Origin of the sequence: Streptomyces sp. NRRL WC-3549 (assembly GCF_000721935.1) — a bacterium.
GTDB lineage: Bacteria > Actinomycetota > Actinomycetes > Streptomycetales > Streptomycetaceae > Streptomyces.
In genome coordinates, this window is the sequence record NZ_KL585421.1 from 87,099 (window position 1) to 88,873 (window position 1,775).

Genomic DNA, 1,775 nt, shown 5'->3' on the forward strand with positions numbered 1-1,775 from the left:
CCTGGCACCGTCGGCCGTGGAGGAGCCGTTCACCGTCAGGCACAGGCCGCTGTGCCGGGCGGTGAACCGGTACTGCCCGTCCGCCCCGGCGGGCTCGGGCCGCCACTGCTGGTTGGTGCCTCCCACGTAGCTCCACAGGTGCACGGCGCTCCCGGCACCGGTGGCGCCGGGGCCGCCGTCGACGTCCCAGACCTTGGAGTTGTGCCGGTTGACGACCTGGACGTAGCCGTCTCCGGTGGGCCGGAACTGCCAGCCCTGGTTGGCCCCCGTCCCGCAGGACCACTGCTGGAGCGCGGTGCCGTCGACCGTGCCCCAGTCGGCGGCGTCGAGGCAGGCGCCGCCGTGGGCGTTTTTGACCTGGTACCAGGTGCCCGGGTCGATGGAGCCCACGGGCGGCCCGGTGGTTCCGCCGTCGCCGTCCCACACGAACGTGGCCACCGCGCCGGCCAGCAGGGTGTAGGTCAGGGACCTCCCGTCGTCGGTGAGGGAGAAGCGCTGGGCGCCGCCGGCCGTGTTGACGACGTACGCGGCACGGGTGCCGTCGGGATTCTGGAAGGCGACGTTCTGGACGCCACCGGAGCCCTGACTGGTGGAACCGATCCGGGTGGCGCCGGGCTCGACGAACTTCGCGACGTGGCCCAGGACGTAGTACTCGGCGTTACGGGTGACGGTGCTGCCGTCGATCCCGACGACGCCGTTGCACCGGGTGCCGCAGTGACCCTGGTGGGGACCGCCGTTGCGGTCCAGCGCGAGGTTCCAGTTGACGACCGTCTCGCCGCCGTGGCGCATGTTCTGCACGACCAGGTTCTCGGCGTGCCACCGCAGGGTGTCCGCGAAGGTCGCTCCCGGGTCCTCGCTGTCCGTGCCGGAGCACTCGGTGAAGAAGACGCGCCTGCCCGCGTCGACGACCTGCTGCTGCGCCGCGGGGGTCCCGCCGTAGCAGTGGAAGGCGGCGCCGATCACCCGGTCGATGCCCCGGGTGCCGTCGAACACCTCGGTGGGGTAGTCGGGGTGGTCCCAGTTGTGGTCGTAGGCCAGCAGGTTGGTGGGCAGGCCGGCTGCGGTGAGGGTGCGGTCCAGGACCTGGAAGAACGCGGCCTGTTCACCGGACGTCATGCTCATCGACGGGTAGGTGGTGGCGAATTCGGGCTCGTTCTGCACGGTCAGGTCGGTCAGGGTGATGCCCTCCCGCCCGTACGCCTTGACCGCCTCGACCAGGTAGTCCGCGTACGCCTGGTAGTGCTCGGTCCTGAGGCTGCCCCCGCTGAGTGAGCCGCCCGTCTTCATCCAGGCGGGCGGGGACCAGGGCGAACCCATGAAGCGGATGGCGGGGTTGAGGGCGGTGGCCTGCTTCAGGACGGGGAGGATCTCGGCCCTGTCCCTGTCGATGGAGAAGGACCCCGGGGTGTCCTCGTAGGTGGAGAAGTTCCCGTCGGCGTCGAAGTCGGTGCTTCCGAGGGGCTGGCGGAGGTAGTTCAGCCCGATGCCGTCACCTTCGGCGGAGAACAGCGACCTCATCAGCTCGGCACGCGCGCTCGGGGGGAGGTTCTGGACGAGCCGGGCGGAGGCGCCGGTGACCGAGGCGCCCGCGCCGGTGAACTTCTGGCCCTTGTCGGCGGCGTCGACGCGGATGTCGACGGACTGGGGGGTTCCGGTGAACGGGACCTCGCCCTCCGCCGACAGTTTCTTGCCGCCGTCCGGGGTGGTGACCCACACCCGGGCGGACGGATCGGCGGCCTGCGCGGCTCCGGCGCCCGTACCGGTGAGGCCGATCC

At 71.3% G+C, this 1,775-nt stretch carries 1 protein-coding gene; it reads right to left on the reverse strand.

Going from position 1 to position 1,775, the window contains the following annotated elements; genetic code table 11:
• Window positions 1-1,773: RICIN domain-containing protein (locus IH13_RS0125735; protein WP_031088295.1), on the reverse strand; the 1,773-nt coding region annotated here is incomplete at its 3' end.
• Window positions 1,774-1,775 lie beyond the last annotated feature (2 nt).